This window comes from Pseudoalteromonas denitrificans DSM 6059, from assembly GCF_900112265.1.
Classification (GTDB): domain Bacteria; phylum Pseudomonadota; class Gammaproteobacteria; order Enterobacterales; family Alteromonadaceae; genus Pseudoalteromonas; species Pseudoalteromonas denitrificans.
In genome coordinates, this window is sequence record NZ_FOLO01000005.1 from 147,639 (window position 1) to 164,013 (window position 16,375).

The 16,375-nt window shown below is 34.1% G+C and carries 11 protein-coding genes; 3 read left to right on the forward strand and 8 right to left on the reverse strand.

The window, feature by feature from the left end; all coding sequences use genetic code 11:
* Nucleotides 1-2: 2 nt before the first annotated feature.
* Together astD and BM088_RS05240 are read left to right on the forward strand one after the other, a co-directional pair.
* Nucleotides 3-1,472: a succinylglutamate-semialdehyde dehydrogenase gene (astD, locus tag BM088_RS05235; protein WP_091981056.1), complete on the forward strand. Its 1,470-nt coding sequence runs from the start codon at nucleotides 3-5 to the stop codon at nucleotides 1,470-1,472.
* Between the two features lie 20 nt (nucleotides 1,473-1,492).
* Nucleotides 1,493-2,296, forward strand: a complete 804-nt coding sequence (locus BM088_RS05240) for a DUF1338 domain-containing protein (protein ID WP_091981060.1) — start codon at nucleotides 1,493-1,495, stop codon at nucleotides 2,294-2,296.
* A gap of 73 nt (nucleotides 2,297-2,369) precedes the next feature.
* Here the strand turns inward: BM088_RS05240 and BM088_RS05245 are convergent, their stop codons facing one another.
* The 7 genes from BM088_RS05245 to BM088_RS05270 all read right to left on the reverse strand — a co-directional run bounded on the left by BM088_RS05245 (nucleotide 2,370) and on the right by BM088_RS05270 (nucleotide 12,997).
* Nucleotides 2,370-3,536: a tetratricopeptide repeat protein gene (locus BM088_RS05245; protein ID WP_091981063.1), complete on the reverse strand. Its 1,167-nt coding sequence runs from the start codon at nucleotides 3,534-3,536 to the stop codon at nucleotides 2,370-2,372.
* A gap of 165 nt (nucleotides 3,537-3,701) precedes the next feature.
* Complete coding sequence (locus tag BM088_RS05250) at nucleotides 3,702-4,838, reverse strand: response regulator (RefSeq protein WP_091981067.1); 1,137 nt, start codon at nucleotides 4,836-4,838, stop codon at nucleotides 3,702-3,704.
* Nucleotides 4,839-4,855: 17 nt separating this feature from the next.
* Nucleotides 4,856-5,746, reverse strand: coding sequence for a diguanylate cyclase (locus BM088_RS05255; RefSeq protein WP_091981070.1), 891 nt, complete (start codon nucleotides 5,744-5,746; stop codon nucleotides 4,856-4,858).
* Entirely contained in the window at nucleotides 5,743-10,242 is a 4,500-nt protein-coding gene (locus BM088_RS05260) for a response regulator (RefSeq protein ID WP_091981074.1), read from the reverse strand. The genes BM088_RS05255 and BM088_RS05260 overlap by 4 nt, the downstream gene beginning before the upstream one ends.
* A gap of 32 nt (nucleotides 10,243-10,274) precedes the next feature.
* Complete coding sequence (locus BM088_RS05265; RefSeq protein WP_091981078.1) at nucleotides 10,275-11,378, reverse strand: ABC transporter substrate-binding protein; 1,104 nt, start codon at nucleotides 11,376-11,378, stop codon at nucleotides 10,275-10,277.
* Between the two features lie 118 nt (nucleotides 11,379-11,496).
* Nucleotides 11,497-11,664 carry a hypothetical protein gene (locus BM088_RS27125; RefSeq protein ID WP_177207955.1) on the reverse strand — a complete coding sequence of 56 codons (168 nt, stop codon included), beginning with the start codon at nucleotides 11,662-11,664 and terminating at the stop codon, nucleotides 11,497-11,499.
* Between the two features lie 382 nt (nucleotides 11,665-12,046).
* Complete coding sequence (locus BM088_RS05270; protein WP_091981081.1) at nucleotides 12,047-12,997, reverse strand: polyprenyl-phosphate transporter; 951 nt, start codon at nucleotides 12,995-12,997, stop codon at nucleotides 12,047-12,049.
* A 189-nt stretch (nucleotides 12,998-13,186) separates the two neighbouring features.
* Between BM088_RS05270 and BM088_RS05275 the strand changes: the two genes are divergently transcribed.
* Nucleotides 13,187-14,560, forward strand: a complete 1,374-nt coding sequence (locus BM088_RS05275; RefSeq protein WP_091981085.1) for a Na+/H+ antiporter NhaC family protein — start codon at nucleotides 13,187-13,189, stop codon at nucleotides 14,558-14,560.
* Between the two features lie 143 nt (nucleotides 14,561-14,703).
* Here the strand turns inward: BM088_RS05275 and BM088_RS05280 are convergent, their stop codons facing one another.
* Complete coding sequence (locus BM088_RS05280; RefSeq protein WP_091981088.1) at nucleotides 14,704-16,011, reverse strand: DEAD/DEAH box helicase; 1,308 nt, start codon at nucleotides 16,009-16,011, stop codon at nucleotides 14,704-14,706.
* Between the last annotated feature and the right edge of the window lie 364 nt (nucleotides 16,012-16,375).

Below are 16,375 nucleotides of genomic sequence, written 5' to 3' on the forward strand. Positions count from 1 at the left end.
ACATGAGCTTTAATGTACAACTTATAAATGGTCAATGGCTTGCCGGTAATGGTCCTGAATTTTCATCTTTAAACCCATCAAATGGTGAAGTAATTTGGCAAGGTGCTGGTGCATCAGAAGAGCAAGTTGATAATGCAATAAAAGCAGCACGTACTGCTTTTTATACTTGGTCTGATACAGACGTTGAAAAAAGAATTGAAATTTTCAACAAGTTTGCACAGCTATTAAAAGACAATACCGAAAACATGGCGACTGTGATCGCCAAAGAAACGGGCAAGCCAATTTGGGAAACTCGTACTGAAGTTGGTGCGATGGCTGGTAAAATCGCTATTTCGGTTAAAGCTCATGAAGAGCGTACAGGTACAACCGAAAACCCTATGCCTGGTGCTAAAGCATTTATTCGTCATAAACCTCATGGTGTTGTTGCCGTTTTTGGCCCTTATAATTTTCCTGGACATTTACCTAATGGTCATATCGTACCAGCACTTTTAGCAGGTAATACAGTTGTATTTAAACCTTCTGAATTGACACCTATGGTTGCTGAGTTTACTTTACAATTATGGCAGCAAGCTGGATTACCAGAGGGTGTAATTAACTTAGTTCAAGGTGAAATTGAAACGGGTAAAGCACTTGCTTCAAATACAGATATTGATGGTTTATTTTTCACGGGTAGCTCAAATACAGGTCATTTTTTACATAAACAGTTTGCGGGTCAACCGGGTAAAATTTTAGCACTTGAAATGGGTGGTAATAACCCACTCATCGTAAAAAATGTATCTGATATAGATGCTGCTGTGCATGATATTTTGCAGTCTGCTTTTGTCACTTCTGGTCAACGTTGTACTTGTTCTCGTCGCCTATTTATTGAAAATACTAAAAATGGTGATGCGATTTTAGCTAAATTAGTTGAAGCAACACAAAATATTTTGGTGGGTGACTCTTTTGCACAACCACAGCCGTTTATGGGATCGATGATCTCTGAAAAAGCGGCCATTGGTATGGTACAAGCACAGACTGATATTCAAGCTATGGGTGGTCAATCTTTAGTTGAGCTAAAACACCTACAATCAGGAACTGGTTTTGTTTCTCCTGGGATCATTGATGTTACAAATGTAAAATCATTACCAGATGAAGAGCATTTTGGGCCTTTATTAAAAGTTTATCGTTATACAGATTTTGATGAAGCAATCAATGAAGGTAATAATACATCGTTTGGTCTATCTGCTGGTTTATTAGCTGATGAACAAACTGATTATGATCATTTCTTTAAACGCATACGTGCGGGTATTGTTAATTGGAATAAACCCATTACCGGCGCTTCAAGTGCGGCACCATTTGGTGGTATTGGCGCCAGCGGTAATCACAGAGCGAGTGCATTTTATGCCGCTGATTACTGTGCTTACCCAATTGCTTCTGTTGAAGCACAAAAAGTTGCATTGCCTGCAACATTATCACCTGGTTTATCAGTTTAAATAAAATTTTAGGAAATATTATGCATAATAACGTCGACGTGCTTTTTGATAATTTATGGCAAAATTATTTGTCTGTTACTCCTTCTGCTAAAAAAGTGCATGAGCTATTAGGTTCAACGCAAAATGATGATGTGATTAATGATCACATCGCGTTACGTACTTTTAATATCGAAAAAGTGGGACTAGAAAAATTAGCTGCACATTTAAAAGCGGTGGGTTATACAGAATGTGGTGAATATCATTTTGAAGCAAAAAAATTATTCGCTAAGCATTTTGAACATAGTGACCCAACAAAACCTAAAGTATTTATTTCTGAATTACTGGTTGAAAAGTTTTCTGAAGAGCTTCAAAAAGTCATAACTGATTTAGTTGATCAAATTGATGAAGAAGCTATCACAGCAGATAACTTTTTATATTCAGGTACGCATTGGTCGCTTGATTCTCAAACCTATAAGAAGCTACTTGAAGAAAGTGAATATGCTGCTTGGACTGCTGCTTGGGGTTATCGCGCAAATCACTTTACTGTGAGCATTAATTATTTAGAGAATTTTGATTCTATCGAAGTGGTTAATCAAAAATTAAAAGATGCTGATTTTGCTTTAAATGCAACCGGTGGTGAAATTAAAGGTTCTCCTGAGGTATTATTAGAGCAATCATCAACACTTGCTGATAACTTTAATGTTAAATTTAGTGATTGTGAAATGGCAATCCCAAGTTGTTTTTATGAATTTGCTTTACGTTACAACAAGCCTGATGGAGAAATATACACAGGTTTTGTTGCGGCATCTGCAGATAAAATCTTTGAAAGTACTAACGCTAGATAAATATTTAGTATATTAAAAAATTAGCTTTATCCAAGCTTAAAACGCCAGCTTATGTTGGCGTTTTTTTTGAGTTTTAGTATTTAGATAGTATAGCCAATTTTGCTTTATATAATTTGGCCTGTGTCGCTTCATGGGTTTTTTCTAATGCGATCACCATAAACTTTTTAGCCATGTTCTTTTTATCTAATGCAAATAATGACTTTGCCGTGCCTGAATAACCGTGGTGAAGATAGGGCGCAATTTCAATTACTTTTTTATAATATTTTAATGCCCGTTTATATTCATTATCTTGGTAATAATCGTCTGCTAAAATGAGCCATCTAAATGGACTTGGATCTTTTGCATTATCTATTTTAACTTGTATTTTATTTGCATCATCAAAGCGGTTCAGTTTTGACAGTAATAAATGATAGTTACTTAATAAGTTTAAATTTTCAGCATCTAACGTTAATCCATATTGATAAACCATTTCTGATTTTTCAAATAATCCCATGTTTCGGTAAATAACTGCCAGCATATTAATAGCACTGATACTTGATGCGTCAAATGTTAAAGACTCCACAATATTCCAAGCCGCTAGATTTAAATCATCTTTTTGTAACGCTGTTGCAGATAAATTCCTGTAATACATAGCGATAAACTCTCTTTCATTTACGATGCCACTACCCCAGCTATTTCTACTTGGAAAATAATCAATAATGATCCCTGGTTTGTAAAAATAAACAGTATTTGTTGCTTCTTTAAAATTGGGATCAAATAACTTAGTTCGCACATGGTTTGAAATTAATTGAAAATTAGCATTTTTAAAATAAACGGGGGCCGTTGTTACTTCACTATAGTTAACATCTATGTTTGCAAGTTTTGCATAAGCGGTTGTTAGTATGGCCAACGAAATGCAATTTCCAGCATTATTATTAATGGTGTTTTGAGCTGTGTAAGTTTGGCCATAATAATTAAAAAACTTCAGTTTTTTATCTATGTATTTAAAAACACGTTTATGTGGTGATAGTTTATTGTTAGTAGGGTTGTCAAAAAAGTGATTAAATTTGTTTTTTTCTTTATCATCTAATTCAAATAATTTATTTACTGCGATGATGTTTGGTTTAGTGCCAAATTGTTGTGTATCAATTAACGTAAAAATAGTAGGTGTTGTATTATTTTTTTTAATATCAGGTGTTGCTTTACACCCTACCAAGATCACTAAAAAACTAATGAATAAAACTTTACAATTTGATTTCAAAATTATTCCTTCAACTGTGATATGCGAAGTTACAATCTAAAATTTAAACCATAAAGTTGTCAATAATATTTTTTGTAAAAGTGTATAAATACTGCCCTACTCATATTTAATGAGCTTAAGTGAGTGTTTGGTAATCAAAATACGTATGTTAAGCATTCAAAAATGCTAATCATCAGTATGGGAATGATAAAATTCGTTTAAACTTTTTACAATTAAGCCTAATTCAGAGTCTAAGTCTTTTGTTGATTTGTTTAATGTTTCTAGCTGTTCAGATGCATGATCTGCTAAACTCATTAACGCTTTTTCTTGATCATCATCTAGCCCTAAACTAAACAACATATCTTCTAGGTTCGTTAACATACCACTCATTATTTCACTTGAATGATGGCCATAATTTTGTAATTTTGAACTCGTTTTTTCAATTTGTTTATCAGCTATTGCAATTATTTCTTTAATAAATTCTTTGCGCTGACTGGTCATTTTTGTGCGTGAAATAATATTGACTAAGTAGCCATCGGCAATATCCATTAGAACAGATAAATGATCTTTTAGTCGCCCACTCCTGTTTTCATCATCGTGAGGCATATCCTTGATTAATAGTACAATATGATCATTTTTAATGATGGTTCTGATCCCTATTGATAAGATACGTTCTTTAGCATCAAGTAATTTTTCTAAGAATTTTGCTTCCATTGACTCTATTTGACAGCCAAAATAATGATGCATGTTTGTATTAACCAATACCGATGTTTTAAGTTGAAATTCTTGAGAAATACGTAAAATTGCCTCACCGACATCTACACTGGTATTTAAGTCTTGGCCATTTTTTACAAACTCTACAATTTGACCTAGTTCACTGGAAACAGTCATGGCTTCCATAGCAATATTCATAGCATCATGGTCATCAGTGTGCTGTACATGGCGCTCATTTTGCCGTGATAAATGTACTTTTACTTTGGTAATTAAATCTAAGCCATCCACAGGCTTTATGACATATTCATCACCACCACATTCAAAACCAGCTAAGCGTTCTTCAGCACTATCGAGTCCTGATACAAAAATAATAGGTAAATCTTCTGTTTCTTTTTGTTTTCTTAAAAACTCACACACTTCGTACCCGCTTAATCCTGGCATTTGCACATCAAGTAAAATTAAATCAGGTATTTGCATTTTGACCATTGCCAAGCAAGTTTCACCACAGTCGGCTTCATCAATTTGATAGTCATCTTCAAGTAACAATTTTAATAGTGTTCTATTTTCTTTACTGTCATCTACAACGAGTATTTTAGCTTGCTCAGGCATTTTTTTTGCTCCAATATTTATTTAGGGGCGATTGCTGCTTCTATGCGGTTTCGGCCATTATGTTTTGCTTGATATAAAGCTAAGTCTGACCGTTTTAATAGATTTGCAAATGTTTCGTCAGCTTTAAGCAGTTTAGCAAGTCCAATGCTGATAGTGACTTTGATCCCTTCTGGCATTAAGTCTTCAATTTCTTTTAGTAAAATTTCAGCCTTTTTATGTGCATCTATAAAATGGCAATGATCAAAAATGATGACAAATTCTTCACCGCCAAATCGTGCTACGACATCTTCTTCTCGGATCCCTGTTGATATTTGAGCTGCAACAGCTTTTAAAACGGCATCTCCGGCTGGGTGTCCATGGGTGTCATTTATTAATTTAAAGTGGTCTATATCTATCATCAAAAGGCATAATTGATATTTATGGCGCAATGCACGGGCTACTTTTTGATTTGCAACTTCTAATAAATAGTGGCGGTTGTATAAGCCTGTTAATTGGTCATGCAATGCCATGCTGACCAATTTGTCATGTTGCAATTTTAAGGTGATATGCGTTTTTACTCTGGCAATCACAATTGCAGGGCGAATTGGTTTTGTAATATAGTCAACAGCACCTAATTTTAAACCTTGTTCTTCATCATCATCTCCTTGCCTTCCAGTGACAAAAATAACAGGAATACTTTTTGTAAGATCATCACTTTTCAAAATTTTGCATACTTGATACCCATTCATTCCTGGCATTTCGACATCAAGCAATATTAAGTCAGGTTTAGGGGTTTGAGACACCAATTTTAAACATTGCTCACCACTTTTAGCCACTTTTAATTGATAATCATCTTTAACACATGCAGCTAAAAGCTGAATATTAGTGGGTGAATCATCAACAATTAAAATGATAGGCTTGCTTGTCATATATCAACTACTCCACTGGCTTTTTGTTCTTCTACTGAAACAAGTGTAATGAGTTCAGTAATATTATCGATTGCTTCTGTTATCTCAAATTGTCCAATTTGTAATTCGAGGTTTTGTAGCCTATCTAAAATTATTTTTGCCAGCTTTAGTTTCAATAAAGGCGAAACTTCATCTGGTTCTACATATTCATTTTGTTCTAGTTTTATTTTTAAATGAGATAAACTTGCTTTTATTTCATCATATTTAATTTGTGCTTCTTCGTTTGAATTTGATGCAGTATTAACTTGTTCACCTTGTGTTAAATATGCTTTAAATTCTAGACATAAAACATCATAACTACTTATTAATGCGTCAATTATTGCATCATATTCCTCATTATTTTGCAGTTTTGCTGAGTTTTCTAGTTCAAAAGAATAATGTTGTAGTTGTAAACCACTGAGGTTTGCTGCAACACCTTTTATGGTATGTGCTATAGATTTTAAAAATTCATCATCTTTATTTGTTTGCGCAACTTTTAGCTCTGCGATTCTGTCAGGCATTTCACTTAAAAATATTTCGATTAAAGACTTTAGTAGTTTATCTTTATTTAAAACTCTTTTTAGTGCAGCTTCTTTATCCCAACTCTCTAATTGTTCATTTTCGAATTGGCGAATTTTACCCTGAAGATCTGTATCTTTATGGCTGCTTTTGTGTGACGTTATTGGCACGACTTCAGCTAATTCATTTTTTGAGTCAACTTTGTGATCTAGCCATTGCGTTATTTTTTCAACTAATTTTAAAGGCTCAATAGGTTTAGGCAGATAATCATTCATACCAGAATTAATACAATTTTCTCTGTCCCCTTCCATGACATTTGCTGTCATTGCAATAATTGGAATTTGGGTATAACGGTCCCCAGCTTTAGCTGCTCTAATGGCTTGTGTTGTTTCATAGCCATCAAGTATAGGCATTTGGCAGTCCATTAAAATCAAATGATAAGGATTGTTTTTGTTTGATGTATTTAATAAATCAAGTGCCATTTGTCCATGGTCAGCAACCTCAGCTTTAATGCCACTTTCTTCTAATATACCCAGTGCAACAAACTGGTTTATTTTGTTATCTTCGACTAATAAAATACGTTTTGCATTGTTCGATTCATGAACCAGAGTTTTTAAATAATCATGTGTGACGAGAGGGGATGCATTATGCAAGGCATCGCCACCGCCAACAACCACATTTAATGCATCAAATAAATCAGACGTTGTAGCAGGTTTTGGAAAATATGCATTAAAACCTAATTCACCAAAAAATTGTGCTTCATTACCATCAGCAATAGAGGTCATCATGACGAGTTTCATGTTATCGAGTAATTCATTATCTCTTATTTTTTGACCTAATTGTGCTCCATCCATATCAGGCATTTGCATATCTAAAAAAGCAACATCAAAAATTGGTTTTTGCATTGCTAGTTTCTCATTACACATGTTAAGTGCTTCTAATCCACCTTCTGCTTCAGATACAGATGCACCCCAATGCTCTAACTGCCCTCTTAATACTTCTCTGTTTGTTTTGTTATCATCTACAATTAATAGGTGTAATTTTTCGATATTGATAGAGGGGATGACTTTTTGAGACTTTTCACTTTTATCTAAAATAACTGTAAATTTAAAGCAACTTCCTTGGCCTTCTTCACTTGTGATACTGACACTCCCATGCATGAGTTCACATAATTTTTTACAAATCGCTAAACCTAACCCCGTACCACCGTATTTTCGTGTGGTTGAAGCATCAACTTGGGTAAAAGTATCAAATAAATTATTATGTTTATGAGGCGGAATACCGATACCTGTATCACTCACGCTACATTCAAATATAAGTTGGCTCGTACTGGTTGGTAACATTTTTGCCAAGATACTAATTTCACCTTTTGAAGTGAATTTTATGCCGTTACCAACAATATTTGTCAGTATTTGTCTTAATCGGCCAGGATCACCTTTTACCATAGATTGTTCTATGCCAGTCACATCGAGTATGAGTTCTAGGCCTTTTTCTTGCGCTTTTAATGCCATAGATTCAGAAAAATCACCTAACATACTTCTGATATTAAAATCTATGGGGTCTAAGTTCATTTTTCCGGCTTCTACTTTTGAGAAGTCTAAAATATCATTTATTAGTACAAGTAAAGACTCTGCACTTGATTTTGCGATAGATGCTTTATGATATTGTTCATCATTTAATTTACTGTTTAATAATAACCCTAACATGCCTAGCACACCATTCATGGGTGTTCTAATTTCATGGCTCATACTGGCTAAAAACTCGCCTTTTAACTGGTTGTTTTGCTGTGCAGATTCTGTGGCTTGCTTTAATAACTTTCGCGCATTTTCACGTACGATAGTTGCAGCAAACATATTGGCAATTTCTTCTAATATGTTTAATTTCATTCTTGAATTCTCAACACCAACACCAACACCAATATCAGTATAAAAAAATAAAACACCTATAATGTCATTTTTTTCAGCACTGATATGATTCAGTAAAGGAATGATATTTAATCCATGATGTTGATTTTCAGGCCATTTATTATCAGCTATGTGATCAATAAAACTATTTTGGCTAATAATAATCTCACCTTTATCAAGGGACTGAGTACATAAATATTGTAACTTAGCACTTTGTTCTTCTAATACATCTTTTTTTGAAAATTGGGCATTAAAACACGATAAAACTAATTCATTATTTTCAGCATTGCGTAGAAATACCCCGCCTTTTTTATGATACCCATAGGTTGGTAAAGAGAAGGCACATTCTATGGCATCATTTAATCTTTTTTCTAATGAACAATGCTGTGCAAGCGCTTGCGCAATATTTAATTTGGTTTCAGATGTTTGGTGTAAACGTAGCGCATCTTCTTCCATTTCTTTTAAATGGGTTATGTCTGTTCTTATTGCTATGTATTTATTAGGTCGGCCATTTCCAGATAATATAGGCACAATTGTGGTTTCAACCCAATAGAAATCACCGCTTTTATTTTTATTACAAATTTCTGCTTGCCATACATGACCTTTAGCAATGATTTTATACATATTTTTGAAAAATGACTCTGGGTGTACCCCAGAGTTTAAAATACGATGATTTTGGCCAATTAATTCATCTGTATCGAAGCCACTGATCTGACAAAACTTGTCATTCACATAAGTAATCGTGCCTTTAACATCTGTGATTGCGACGATAGAATGTTGATCAAGTGCATTTTGTTGCTGTTTTACTTTATTTAGGGCAGATTTCACTTCTAAATTACTGACTTCTAATGCTTCTTCATTTTTTTGTCTTATGGTGATCATTTCATTAAAAGAATCTGCCAACTGGCCTATTTCATTTTTGAACCCAACACTCACTTGTTGATTTGTTTTGCCTTGTGAGATATTTCGACTTGCTTTAGCCAGTTTATTTATTGGGTTGGTAATTTTTTTTATTTGATGAATAGCAATAAATAAAATTAAAAACATGGTAATTAACAAGATAATGGCTGTTGTTTGAGACATTTTATTGGTTATATCTAGGGCTTCACTTTTATTAATTTCGCTTATTAATACCCAAGTGATATTACCAATAACGACATGTTCATTGATCCCAAATACGGTATTGTTATTTGGACCTAGATATTCATTGATAGTTACTATATTGTTTTTTATTAATGAAACCTGCTTATTAAGTACTTGACTCCAATCCTCTTTAATTGGCGTTTGTAGTATACCGTCTTCTGAAACCAGATAATGTGCCTCAGAGCTGAACTCAAATTGTTGAGAAGTTAATAAGTCAAAAATGGCCTCTAGATTAAGTTGCATAGCAAATGCACCCACTAAGGTGCCAAATTCATCTATTAAAGGAGCTGTTATAAAGCCTGCTAGTTTGTTATCTGATGGGCTGTAACGTTCTATACCTGAAAACAAAGTTTTACCTGTTTTGAGGGTTTCTAAAACTGTTTTTGAGAAGTGGGTATTAGAAAATATACCTGTTGATAAGCTTGTTCCTATATCTGGCTCTTTTTCTACGGTAAATAAAATATTTCCTTGTTTATCAATTAAAAATAAATCATATATAAAATTATACTCCCTTTTAATGTTGACCAAGTCATTTTGATAAGGATCTGAGCGTACAGCCCAGTCATAACTCATAATATATTGATTTAAAGATTGATTACTGGAATGAAATCCATTTTCGAGTGTTTGAAGAAGTGCTATGTTGGCTTTAACTTTAGATTGGCTATTCACGTCCATGAAGCGTTTTTCAAACCAATTTGATATATATCGGGTTTGTAAATGAGATGATTGTTCTAATTTTGCTTTAGATGCTGAAACTAAACTGGCTTTTGTTTGTTGGTAATTAAACCAAGATACAGCACTGAGAGGGAGTATAGATAAAATAATAAACCATGCGAGCAGGCTTTTAAAAAGAGAGCCCTTTTTGTAATCCGTTAAGTGTTTTGTACTGTTTTTGATATCACTCGGCTGCATTTAACATCCCTATCTATTTAATATTTTTTTATTCATTTAGTATCAAAACGTATATCCGAAAATTCGTCTATATTAATTTTTTGTTTTAATATATTGCCTTCTACAGCTAAATTCATTATTTGAGCAAGCCCTGGTTTATCAATGTTTAAGCTTTGATAATTAATAACACGTAGCTTTGGGTCTAAACTTGCAATGATGGCTTCTTTTGTATGGGCAGGAATATGTTTTCTTATTATTTTAACTATCTCTGCTAATTTTTCACCACCTTGTGTTCTGGCTTGCTCAATATCTGCACCAGCTAGTTTAATATAGTTCATAACTTCCTGTGTTGCTTCAAATTTTTCGGATATTGCATGATTTGTTGCAAGTGCAATACACTCAACATGACCATTTTCCCATGGCATGACATCTTTTGAATACCAAGCTACATGACCAAAACCGCCCGTTTCTACAACATCAGCCCAAGGTAGGGATTGTTCAAAAGCTGCCGCTTTATTGCGAATACTTTTACTTTTTATAAATGCGGGGGCTTTTGGTGGTGCAAGAGATATTGCCAGTACAGATGCCTGTGTATTAGAATTTAAAGATAGTGTTAAACCATGCTCTTTAAGATAGCGATATAGTACAACTGTATGGGTCGCTAATAAATGCGGCATGCCAATTTCTATTGGTTTTCCACTTGACTGGTTGAACGCATTTAAAGCTTTTGCGACTTGTTGGTCTGGCTTTCTGTCAATTCTATTTTTTGCTAAATTTATTTTTTGTTTTATGATGTCGTTAATAGCCAGTGCATTACCATCTCGATGCATTAATCCTATCCAACGAAAATGTGCTTTTTCTGTGTACATATCCATCGCTAATGGGCTCATAACATAAGCCATATCAACTTCACCAGATTGAAAGTAAGCTCTGAGCAAATCCCAATTTTTCATTTGCTGAATTTGAAAGTCGGCATGGATCATTTTGTCGCGGTATTTTTCATATGCAACAACTGCGGCATAGTGATCTGCAAGCGGAATATATAAGGCTTTTATTTGCTTTTTAGTATTTTGGGCATGTGTTGTGTTTGTTGATAGGAATAAGGTTAAAACACAAGTAAGTAAAAAATTTTTATGGTGCAAAAAACAATTGAACATACCTCAAATCCGTTTAGTTATTTTGACTATGGATTTGAGTTTAGTTCAATATTTCAAAAAGTTAATGATTATTTTAATTCTTAAACAAAAAAACGCCAGCATTGCTGACGTTTTTTTTTTAACTCACTTTCAACCATTTTACAAATTGTCTGGCTTCACTTGAAGTTTCAAACTGTGTACATTTTTGGCCTTGGGTATCTGCAAAAATGACACGTTGCTTATTAATTGAAATTGTATGCACTGGATGTGCTATTTGGATCTGAGATCCGTTATATGTATATGACATAATAAAACTCACTTTATTGCTTGTTCTAATATTTTAACTTGAACTACTAGAACAAAATTTAGTTACAGCTTCATTACAGTGTTGACGATCTTTCAATATTTAATTGATATATTTTCCATTAATAACTTAATAAAAAGGTGAATAATATTTATTATTCTGCACAGATACAAACTGTATGTGTGACATATTCGCCGTACGATAATTTAGCTTATTATTTTTAAATGCAGGCTTACTGGATCAAGGCAAGAAAAGGCATTACTGCTTAGTTAGAAAAGAGGAGGATCAACTAACTAAGATCAGGAATATACAATATAATTAAATTTAACGCAAATTATTTTTATATTAAATAATTTGCGTTATTAATTAGCTTATATATAGGGTGTTATTTCTGACTTATTTTTTCAATGCATAAAATCAAAGCTAAACCAAAAAACATGAGCGCGATTGCAACGCCAAGCTGAGGGTTTTGCCCCGTTAATTGAAAAAATGTATCCGGTAGTATATTCGCCTGTGACAGTGGTTTTACTACACCATGAGAGTTGGTATAAGTTGTTAGTACTTGTTTCCAAGGCCATAATAAGTTGAGTGATCCAATCAAAAAGCCTGCTAATAATGAAAAGGTGACTTGATGGAAATGCGCAAGTAACCAGGTTAATGCCCTTGAGAAAACCATTAAGCCTATTATGCAGCCAAGTATAAACAGTGCAATTAAATCAAAAGCTAAAGTATTAACAGCTGTGAGCACATGTGCATACATACCTAATAATAATAAAATAAAACTGCCTGAAATACCTGGTAATATCATAGCGCATATCGCAATTGCACCAGAGGCCGTATAAAACCACCATTGAGGGTCTACATCACTTGGTGATAAGGTGGTGATCACATAGGCAAGCAAGGCACCAAAGATACAACTTGCGATGGTTTTTATGTTCCATGTATTAATTTGTTTAGCAATATGGATAAATGAGGCAATGATCAAACCGAAAAAAAAGGACCAGACATATATTGGATGATTGCTTAATAAATATGTGATCACTTTTGCAAGTGAAATACCACTAGTGATTAAACCAGAAAAAACAGCCAGTAAAAAATTACCATCAATATGCTGCCATAGGGATTTAAGGTTAGTGATGATGTTACCCCGGTTACACATTAATTTTGCGGCATCTAAATTGACACTTTGAATTGCATTTAATAAGCGTTCATAAATACCAGTTATAAATGCAATTGTACCACCAGAAACGCCAGGCACTACATCTGCCGCACCCATTGCAGCACCTTTAAAAAATAAGAATAAAAAATCTCTTTTTGTTTGTTTAGTCTGTGACATTGATATGAAACAATCCTGATCATCAAAATTGCAGTGATGATATGAGATACAAGGCACTAAAGCCAGTGACAATTTGCAAAATGTATTGATTTGAGTTAGTTTTCTGGCTTGAAATTAAATAATGCGCTGACTGGCGAATGACACTATTTCTCTAGTAACATTTATTAAAATAATAATAAGTTGAATTTTATGGATTGGATCACAGTTTTGCCCCCTGTTGTGGCTATTACAATTGTATTATGGAAAAAAGAAGTTATTTTAGCTTTAATTATGGCTATCTTTACATCTGAATTTTTATTGGCAATAAAAGACCAAAGTACTTCAGTTTTATTTAGTGGGATCTCCTCTATTGAGCGTATTTCAGCCGTTTTTTCTGGTGCTGGTAATACAAGAATACTTATTTTTAGTTTATTAGTGGGTGCACTACTTGCCTATATACGTCACTCTGGTGGAGTGACAGCAACAGTTGAAATGTTAATAAACAAAGGCATAGCAAAAACCCCTCGCCAAGTTGGACTTATGACGACTTTTACGGGCATGTTTATATTTATTGAATCAAATTTAAGTGTATTAACGTCAGGCATATTATCGCGAGGTTTATTCGATAAATTTGGCATGAGTCGCGCTAGATTAGCTTATATTATTGATAGTACGGCTGCACCGATTTGCATTCTAATTTTGTTAAATGGCTGGGGGGCTTATGTACTTGCACTTTTGAGTGGTTATGAATTTAGTGAATCAGCCGCATCTGTATTGTGGGGGACCGTTATTTATAACTTCTATCCATTAATCACTTTAGCAATTGTTATGTTCACTGTGATCACTGGAAAGGTTTATGGTCCAATGCGACACAGTGAAGTTAAAAGTGAGACAAATATACAACATAAACACGAGTTTACACCAACTAAAGCCCGTTATATGTTGCTGCCATTAGCCACAATGATTTTTAGCATGCTGGCATTTATGTTTTATACTGGCAATGGTGATTTAGCCTCTGGCAGTGGTTCAAAGTCTATATTATGGGCAACCTCTTTAGGCTGTTTAGTTGCTTACTCTATGATGTTAATAAGTAAAAAGTTTTCACATCAAAAGCTTGTCAAGATTGGATTTGAAGGAATGTCACAATTGTTACCTTTAGTGACAATTGTGCTTTTTTCTCTTGCTTTAGGCGCTAGCCTAAAGGAGCTTGGAACGGGGGCTTTTATTGCTGGTGTTGTTGGAGAGTTTTTACCTATCTTTTTAATTCCGCTTGTTTTATTTATTACAGGAGGTGTTATTGCATTTACAACAGGTACTTCATGGGGGACTTTTGCGATATTGATCCCTTTAGCTGTGCCGTTAATACATACTTTAGGTTTACCCCCATCACTTGTGATTTCAGCAGTACTTGGAGGCGGCATTTTTGGTGACCATTGCTCTCCTATTTCTGATACTACTGCGGTTTCTGCTATCGCTTCGGGGTGTGACTTATTAGAACATGTTAAAACACAATTACCCTATGCATTATTTGCGGGGTTATTAGCTTGTATTTGTTACTTAATTTCGGGGTTAGTTTTGATATAACATGTATTGAGAGAATTAACTTAGTGCCAATAAAGGAATTTATGGCATAAAAAATAGGGCTTGGTTAAAAACCAAGCCCTATTTTAAAATAAATTGTAGCGTATAAGTTTAGATTAAACTCTTATAACAGAATTTTAACACAATTATTTAGCGAGCTTTAACTTTTGGCCTTTCGCTTTTTTACGCACATTCGATATTTTCTTACGATTCATAATACGTGCTTCACCTGCTGCCTGTGAATTTGGATTATTAGTGCGTCCACCACGTTTTTGATGATTTGGTTTGTTGTGAAGGCGTTTAACAAGTGCATCTCGATTACTCACTTCATAGCCAGGAACATAAATTCGGCGTATTTTTGATCCTATTAACGTTTCAATTTCTTCTAAGGTTTGCTCTTCTTCACGACTAACAAATGAGACCGCTTGTCCTGAATTTCCAGCGCGGCCAGTTCGTCCAATACGATGAACATAATCTTCAGCTAACCAGGGTAAATCAATGTTAACAACACGTTCTAAACCGTCAATATCAATACCTCGGGCTGCTACTTCAGTTGCAACAAGTACTCTGACTTTACCTTCTTTAAACTCTTTTAAAGCGCGACGTCTATTACCTTGTGTTTTATCTCCATGACATACAGCGGCTTTAATACCATCTAAATTTAATTCTTTAACTATTTCATCAGCTGTTTCTTTGAAATTTACAAAGACTAATACTTGCTGCCAATTTTTTGTGCCTATTAACTCTGATAGTAACTCTTGTTTTTTGCGCTGCTCAACAGGATAAACAACATGTTGTACTGTCTCTGCTGTGGCATTGTCTTTTGATGCTTGTACTATTTTTGGATTCTTTAAAATTGAAGTTGAAAACTTCTTCATTTCACTGGGATAAGTCGCAGAAAATAACATGGTTTGGCGGTCATTTCTTGAAGCTGACATCAAGGTGTTTATTTCATTTATGAAACCCATATCTAACATGCGATCTGCTTCATCTAATACTAAAAATTCAACATTAGAAATACTGACATTACATGAATTGATATGATCTAATAATCTACCCGGTGTTGCTACAATAACATCAACGCCTAGCTTTAATTTTTTAGCTTGTGTATTAATATCAACCCCCCCAAAAATAGCGGCTACTTTAACATCGGTATATTGCCCATAACGTTCAAAGCTATTTGCTATTTGCTCTGCTAGCTCACGTGTTGGTGCTAATACTAATACTCTTGCATTTGCAGTTGTTCTTGGTTTTGGGTTATCAATTAATTTTTGTAGAATAGGTAATGCAAAAGCGGCCGTTTTACCAGTACCAGTTTGAGCATTAGCAAGTACATCATGTCCTTTTCTTACATGTGGAATTGCAAGGCGTTGAATTGGTGACAATTCTTGGTAACCACATTCATCAATGGCACGTAAAATTTCTGGTGCAAAGCTAAAAGACTTAAAGTTCATGCTGTGTTTCTCACTCATAGTACTGGGTGTAAATTTGGTCGCGCATTATACTAAAAACACCTGCTGATGTCGTGCACTTATTTTATATATGGCTTTTACAGCTGTACTTAATAGCCATATATCCATCCAAAAAAAATTAAAATTATAAAAATGTAACGAAATAATTACATCTAAATTAAAAATATAGTTCCCATTACACGATTGCTGAATGCAATATCAGTAGGTTAAGAAGTTCATTAATGATTTTATAAAATAAATGTACATTTAAGATAAATGTTTAGGGTGATTTTTACCCAGTTGGATATTACGCATAATTTATCTGTTTTATTGCAACAGTCAATATTATCACTTAGAGTGTGGCCCG

What these genes read in the sequence shown, in the direction of transcription:
- astD (WP_091981056.1), top strand. Translation starts at nt 3, where the DNA reads ATGAGCTTTAATGTACAACTTATAAATGGTCAATGGCTTGCCGGTAAT.
- BM088_RS05240 (WP_091981060.1), top strand. Translation starts at nt 1,493, where the DNA reads ATGCATAATAACGTCGACGTGCTTTTTGATAATTTATGGCAAAATTAT.
- BM088_RS05255 (WP_091981070.1), bottom strand. Translation starts at nt 5,746, where the DNA reads ATGACAAGCAAGCCTATCATTTTAATTGTTGATGATTCACCCACTAAT.
- BM088_RS05275 (WP_091981085.1), top strand. Translation starts at nt 13,187, where the DNA reads ATGGATTGGATCACAGTTTTGCCCCCTGTTGTGGCTATTACAATTGTA.
- BM088_RS05270 (WP_091981081.1), bottom strand. Translation starts at nt 12,997, where the DNA reads ATGTCACAGACTAAACAAACAAAAAGAGATTTTTTATTCTTATTTTTT.
- BM088_RS05250 (WP_091981067.1), bottom strand. Translation starts at nt 4,838, where the DNA reads ATGCCTGAGCAAGCTAAAATACTCGTTGTAGATGACAGTAAAGAAAAT.
- BM088_RS05260 (WP_091981074.1), bottom strand. Translation starts at nt 10,242, where the DNA reads ATGCAGCCGAGTGATATCAAAAACAGTACAAAACACTTAACGGATTAC.
- BM088_RS05280 (WP_091981088.1), bottom strand. Translation starts at nt 16,011, where the DNA reads ATGAACTTTAAGTCTTTTAGCTTTGCACCAGAAATTTTACGTGCCATT.
- BM088_RS05265 (WP_091981078.1), bottom strand. Translation starts at nt 11,378, where the DNA reads ATGTTCAATTGTTTTTTGCACCATAAAAATTTTTTACTTACTTGTGTT.
- BM088_RS27125 (WP_177207955.1), bottom strand. Translation starts at nt 11,664, where the DNA reads ATGTCATATACATATAACGGATCTCAGATCCAAATAGCACATCCAGTG.